The 6,732-nt window shown below is 41.8% G+C and carries 5 protein-coding genes; 4 read left to right on the plus strand and 1 reads right to left on the minus strand.

Going from position 1 to position 6,732, the window contains the following annotated elements; all coding sequences use genetic code 11:
• Positions 1 to 602: 602 nt before the first annotated feature.
• The 3 genes from IEW67_RS17170 (at position 603) to IEW67_RS17180 (ending at position 3,512) form a co-directional block, all read left to right on the plus strand.
• Positions 603 to 1,838, plus strand: a complete 1,236-nt coding sequence (locus tag IEW67_RS17170; RefSeq protein ID WP_188634304.1) for a CynX/NimT family MFS transporter — start codon at positions 603 to 605, stop codon at positions 1,836 to 1,838.
• An 81-nt stretch (positions 1,839 to 1,919) separates the two neighbouring features.
• On the plus strand, positions 1,920 to 2,846 hold the full coding sequence (locus IEW67_RS17175; protein ID WP_188634305.1) for an aldo/keto reductase: 927 nt from the start codon (positions 1,920 to 1,922) through the stop codon (positions 2,844 to 2,846).
• 48 nt (positions 2,847 to 2,894) lie between these two features.
• Positions 2,895 to 3,512 carry a class I SAM-dependent methyltransferase gene (locus tag IEW67_RS17180; RefSeq protein ID WP_229671928.1) on the plus strand — a complete coding sequence of 206 codons (618 nt, stop codon included), beginning with the start codon at positions 2,895 to 2,897 and terminating at the stop codon, positions 3,510 to 3,512.
• A gap of 432 nt (positions 3,513 to 3,944) precedes the next feature.
• Here the strand turns inward: IEW67_RS17180 and IEW67_RS17185 are convergent, their stop codons facing one another.
• A complete protein-coding gene (locus IEW67_RS17185) occupies positions 3,945 to 5,129 on the minus strand; it encodes an NAD(P)/FAD-dependent oxidoreductase (protein WP_188634306.1) in 1,185 nt (394 codons plus the stop codon).
• Positions 5,130 to 5,633: 504 nt separating this feature from the next.
• Between IEW67_RS17185 and IEW67_RS17190 the strand changes: the two genes are divergently transcribed.
• Positions 5,634 to 6,488 (plus strand): aldo/keto reductase, encoded by an 855-nt coding sequence (locus IEW67_RS17190; RefSeq protein WP_188634308.1) that lies wholly within the window; start codon positions 5,634 to 5,636, stop codon positions 6,486 to 6,488.
• The last annotated feature ends 244 nt before the right edge of the window (positions 6,489 to 6,732 follow it).

The following is a 6,732-nucleotide window of genomic DNA, read 5'->3' on the forward strand; positions in this document are numbered from 1 at the left end:
GTGAAAATTTCGAAAGCGAATGGAGGGCTGCCCCTCGGGGCAGCCCTCCATTCGCTGCTACCCCTCTGCCAGAAAGTGTTCATTTTTATTTAGCGGAAATGGTCTACTTTAGTTTAGCAGTTCCAACTACATATGGCATCTCTACAAGATCATGTGAATGAGGTTGGTATCCAAGCCTTTATCAGTAATTTTTATCGTGCCATGAGTCAAAGCATATTGGATACTGAAAGGATTCATAACTTGAAAGAATCAAAATATCAATTACGATTGGTTTATGAATAAAAAGATACCAATCAAAATTACAAATAAGCTTAGCTGTCCTTCCCGTGGTTCACTGGATTACGATAGGCTGGCTACTTGTGTGTAAAAAGGGTACAAGTATGGGAGGAATGCGATGAAAAACTTAGCTTTTAGCAATTTTTTCTTGAAAAATCAATCTCGTAAGACATGAAATTTTTAAAAAAGCAGTATGAGCACTTCGCGAGATTTTTAATATTTTTTATGCGTCAGCTCTGGACTACAATCCCCCCTCTTCCTAATGAACTGGATTCCTGATATAATATAAGCTTGTTTGTCTGAGTTTTATGGGAAGGGAATTGTTTATGCCAAACAATATAACAGATATTAAACAACGGTATTATACGGTTCTATTATTGTTCGCAATCGTAGTCATTGCTGCCACTTTACGCTCACCGATTACGTCGGTTGGACCTCTCATCCCTTTTTTTCGTGAAGAGTTAGAGGCGTCCAATTCGATGATTGGTTTAGTCAATACTCTGCCATTACTTGCCTTTGGCGTTTTCTCGCCATTTGTCCCAAAACTATCAGGCAAGTTTGGGATGGAAAGAACCCTTTTAATGGCCATGGTGCTTTTATCGCTCGGTGTGTTCAGCAGATCTTTGGGGGATATTGCGTTACTGCTTTTTGGCACACTCTTAGTTGGAATTGCGATTGCTGTTGGCAACGTACTTATGCCCGGACTCATTAAATCGACTTTTCCATACCGTGTAGGGCTGATGACAGGTCTTTATTCTGTTTCTATGAATTTGTTCGGTGCACTTGCGTCCGGAGTTTCAGTGCCGATTGCTTCCATTCCGCCCTTGGACTGGCGTTATGCTATGCAAATATGGGGCGTTCTGTCACTCATGGCTGTCGTTGTGCTATTAATGCGACTGCCCGCCATACGTTCTTCGGGTAAAAAGGTGTTTGCTGAAGTGAAGGGTCAGCCACCGACAGCACTATTTAAATCAAAAATTGCCTGGGCTGTGACATTATTTATGGGATTACAGTCGTTTATTCCGTATAGTTTGTTCACGTGGCTGCCTGATATATTAGTGACAAAGGGATTCAATGAAAGCGAAGCAGGCTGGCTCGTTGCTTTTTTTCAAGTTGGACTCATACCAGCCAATTTCCTTGTTCCCATTATGGCGGCAAGAATGAACGGCCAACGCTTTATCGCATGTGTTTCCGGGCTTTTGTTTTTCTTCGGATTGCTAGGCGTTTGGTTAACGTCTTCTAATGTGATTATAGCCTTTCTTATGCTAACAGGAGTTGGTGCCGGGACAACATTCAGTTTAGCGATGATGTTTTTTGTTCTTCGTACCAGCACAGTCTCAGAATCCTCGCAATTATCAAGTATGGCTCAGTCAATTGGCTATATAGTTGCGGCGCTCGGCCCTTTTCTCCTTGGATCGGTAGCTGAATGGACTAACAGCTGGACTGTTCCGCTACTCATTTTGATGCTTGTAGCTTTGTGCATTGCTGCCCTTGGAACTATTGCAGGCACGAATCAAAAAATTATGTTTGAGGCAAAAAAGGAAGCAACAACATCTGAATAAGGCATCTTTGTGTTTACATTTGATGGTAAAGGGAACATATTTTGCAGGAAATTATTTAAAAATAGGGAGGTCACACATATTATGAAATACACAACATTACCCGGAACAGATTTGTCCGCGTCCAATATCATCATGGGCAATATGCGCATCCATTCCCTTTCTCTCAGGGAGATTGATCAACTTGTGAAATCGGCTCAGGAGGCGGGTATTAATTTTTTCGACCATGCTGATATTTATGGCAATGGTGAATGTGAATCGCTTTTTTCACAAGCACTTTCCATGGACACTTCCATTCGGGAAAACATGATTATTCAGAGCAAATGCGGTATTCACAAAGATGAAGGTTATTTTGATTTCTCAAAAGAACACATCTTGAAGTCTGTCGAAGGAACCTTGTCGCGCTTACAGACGGATTATCTGGATATTTTGCTTCTGCACCGGCCGGATCCTTTGGTGGAACCGGATGAGGTGAGTCAGGCGTTTGATGAATTAGAACAAAGTGGGAAGGTCCGTTATTTTGGCGTCTCGAATCATAATCCAATGCAGATAGAACTGCTGCAGAGCGCATTATCACAAAAACTTATCGTTAATCAAATGCAGCTTTCGGTTACTCATACGCCCCTCATCGATTCAGGGATTGCGTTGAATATGACAAAAGATCAGTCGATTAATCGCGATAGTAGTACGCTTGAGTATTGCCGCCTTAACGACATCACCTTACAAGCGTGGTCACCTTTCCAAACCGGCTATTTTGAGGGTGTTTTCGTCGGAGACTACGACCGCTTTCCTGAATTGAATACGGTACTAGACAGGCTTGCCGAAAAATATGATGTGTCGCCTGATGCCATCGCAGTTGCATGGCTCACACGTCATCCAGCTAATATCCAGGTCGTCACCGGCACAACGAAAATTAACCGCCTGCAAAAGGCAAGCGCCGGTTCCGAAATCCCACTTACACGTCCCGAGTGGTACGAGCTTTATAAAGCAGCGGGCAATATAGTGCCGTAAACGCTGGCATCCTCTCCTAATGTTTGCAGGGGAAGTCAGATATTGGCCATGTGGATCCTTTCTTGGCTTTTACATTTCAATCCAGAGGTGAGAATGATGGTAGAACAACCATTTAATGTTAAACATGCGGATAAGTTATTGAGTGAAGATAGACAAGCGGTGTTACCGGTGGATCAGATTATAGAAAAAATGGGACTCCGTAGGCATGATGTGGTTGCTGATTTGGGGGCAGGAAATGGCTATTTCACCATTCCGTTCGCCAAGTATACAGGAGAAACTGTTTATGCAGTTGACATTGAACACAAGATGCTTGATTTACTGAAAAAACGGGCAGACCATGAGCAACTTGATAATATCCATGCAGTGACCACAGAATTGGACAATACCCCAATTCAAGATCAGGCCATCGACAAAGTCTTGGCTTCCCAGGTTTTTCATAATGTTCCCAGCATAGAAAGTGGATTGGACGAAATTAAACGTATTTTAAAACCAGGTGGCGTTTTATTTCTTATTGAATTTACAGCTGCCGAATCTAACGATGGTCCTCCTATGCATATACGTATTCCATCGGACAAAATGATTAAAATGTTGCAGGAAGCGGGTTTCTTAACAACTGTTTTGGAATTGAATGCCAACGAATATGCCGTTAAAGCCACCATCGCTTGAAATGTTGCAAATATATTGATGATGTGAGCGAGGCAATAAACCATTTACTTATTTTCAAACGAGGCGTTGAAGAGAGAACGTCAATAAACGGTCGCTTAACTGGTATAAAAGTTAGCCTCCGTTTTTTTATAACGTCAGAAAGTATACATTCAGCCTAAGATGTTATACGCACTGTCTTAGGAGGGGCAATGGGATATCCTCACCTCGAGGACTGTTCAAAACAGAAATGGACTGCGAACGCTTAGTCACTCAAGAATCCCACCCGTTAAACCTGTAATGTGGGAGTCTCAACCAGTTTTGTTCTTCTAAAAGGAGAAGAATATGCTATTGTAGAGTCATTTAACGGGCTAAATCTATGTAATTCTATGTCGAAAGGTAAACTGTTGCGGATACTATTTTCCCCAAACACAATGTTTGGGGAAAATAAATCAATCACATGCGGCCTTTCATCATCCCATGCCAGTACATTGCAGGGAGGCCATACTTTTTCACGACATACATACTCTTTCTTTCTTTACCCTGGTTGACAGGGAATGTTTCTGAAGGTACGTTATTATATTTGAATTCCGCCATGACAAGCGAATTATAGCTTGTGACAAGAGGACAAGAAGTGTAACCATTGTACTTGCGCCACGGTTCTTTGTTTTTGATCATCGCATAGACATTGGACACAACCGCTGGAGCTTGTTTTCGTATAGCAGCGCCCGTTTTAGAAGTAGGTACACTTGAAGCATCGCCTAAACTGAACACATTACTGTATTGATTATGCTGCAGAGTGTACGGATCGACATCCACCCAGCCATCTGCATTAGCTAATGGACTTCGTTTAATAAAATCGGGAGCACTCATATAGGGAACAGCATGAATCATATCATAATCAAGTGTCTCTTCCTCATCGGTATCCAAATAGCGGAATGTTGCTTTTTTATTGGGGCCATCAATTTTTATCAAGTCTTTTTTGTAGTTGGCTTGAATACCCCGTTTGTGAATAACGTCATTCAATGTATTGGCATATTTTTCGACGGAGAAGATGGATGGCTTCGCTGATTGGAACACAACCTCTGTTTGGTCCCGAACACCTTGTTGCCTGAAAGCGTCTTCTGCTAAATACATAATTTTTTGTGGTGCCCCTGCGCACTTAACCGGAGAATTAGGGTGCGTGAATATAGCACGTCCTCCTTTAAAAGTACGGATTGCTTCCCATGTGTAGTCCACATGCTCGTATGAGTAGTTGCTGCATATGCCATACGTGCCCACATTGCCCTCAAGACCTTCGATTTTATTCCAGTCCAGCTGCAGTCCCGGACAAACAACCAAGTATTTATAGTAAATTTTTGTACCCTCTGCAGTGACAACGGCATTGTCTTCCGGCTGAAATTCTTCTGCAGGTTCTTGATACCATTGCACACCCTCGGGAATTAACTGCGACTCAGAACGTTCTGACTGCTTTTTATCGAAAATTCCGGCCCCTACTAACGTCCATAAAGGCTGATAGTAGTGCTTGCTTGCTGGGTCAATAATGGCTATATCCAAATATCTTGCCAAACGTTTTAATCGAGCCGCGACAGTTATTCCTGCTGTTCCGCCACCGACAATAACTACTTGATGAAAATTCATATTATGCACCTCTTTGTATTTGTTAAAAGCTTAGCCAAAACGATCGTCATAGTTTAGATAGCTAATTCCCAGTATCGTTCGATATTAAACCTTTTAATTATTAAGATCGTATTGTTGAAGGAGAGTGGTTGAAATACCAACTTGTGAGAATCGCAACAACACGTAGCATTGGAAACAAACCATACTACTAATCACGTCAAATGTCTTTAAAAGACACCGTAAAAGAAAACTTTATTCAATTATTACGAATATGTCCTCACTCCATCAATTCGTTCCGATTGGTGTAGGGTTTTTTAAAATTGGGTATAATAATTATGGTCATCTCAGTGAGGGATGAAAACATGAAATACTAGTAATGTAACCTGAGCTTGACTAGCGACCGGCAGCTGCTTTAACCGGAAACACTGTTTGGTGAAGGCAGCCTGCATATTGGCAGCCATGAAGGAAATATCTTTTTCTATCATTCTCAACGTACATTACAAAGATTTTAAAGGAGATGAGACTTTGACTGTTGATAATAACAGTTTTATTCTAAATGATGGCTCAGTACTTCCACTTGTGGGATTGGGCACGATCGGCATTAACGGTGATCAGGGTACATTTGAAATTTTAAACGCCTTAAACACAGGATACCGTTTGATCGATACTTCAACAAACTATGACAATGAAGGTATTGTCGGTGAAGCCGTGCGTCGATCCGCGCTGCCCAGAGAAGAAATTTTAATTAGTACGAAATTGCCCGGCTCTTACCATGAATACGACAAGGCGTTTATTTTTATTCAGGAATCTTTACGCCGTACTGGATTAAAATATTTTGACAAGTATTTAATTCATTGGCCGAATCCCAGAGACGGCAAATATGTAGAAGCTTGGAAGGCATTAGTAGATGCTCAAAAACAAGGATTAATCAGAACCATCGGTGTTTCAAACTTTGAACCAGAACACCTGGACAACATTATCGCAGAAACAGGTGTGACTCCTGCTACAAACCAGGTGGAGCGTCATCCGTATTTTAATAATAACCGTATGGTTGAAGAAGATGAAAAACGGCGTATTCTTACTGAAGCCTGGAGCCCTTTTGGTCGGGGTTATCTGAATGATGTGCTAAAAAATGCCACAATTAAAGACATTGCGGATAAATACGATAAAACGCCGGCACAGATTATTTTAAACTGGAACTATCAGGCCGGCGTATTTGCTATTCCAAAATCGAGTAATCCAATGCATCAAAAAGATAATATCAATAGTACCAACTTTGAATTGACCCCTGAGGATATTGAAACAATTGATTCGTTGGATAAAGGGGAAGCCGGCCGTGTAGAGGGACAGGATCCCAACGAATATCACGAATATGTATAGACAGGTCACTTTTGTCAAAATAAGTTAGACACCCTGCCTGCGTCCATGTAACGTAAAAACTTCCAACGGGTTCTGGTAGTCCAGGGACTTCCCGGGCATTTACCGTCGGATGCTATAAACTTAAACGACCACCTGCTAAAGCAGGTGGATTTGGACATGAATGTCAGCGACTAAAGTCGCTCTTCAGGCTGAAGTCCTGCTCAAAGTTGTTAAGCTGAAGCATATTATAAGTGTGACTGAACTC

The organism is Lentibacillus kapialis (genome assembly GCF_014646635.1).
GTDB classification, from domain to species: domain Bacteria; phylum Bacillota; class Bacilli; order Bacillales; family Amphibacillaceae; genus Lentibacillus; species Lentibacillus kapialis.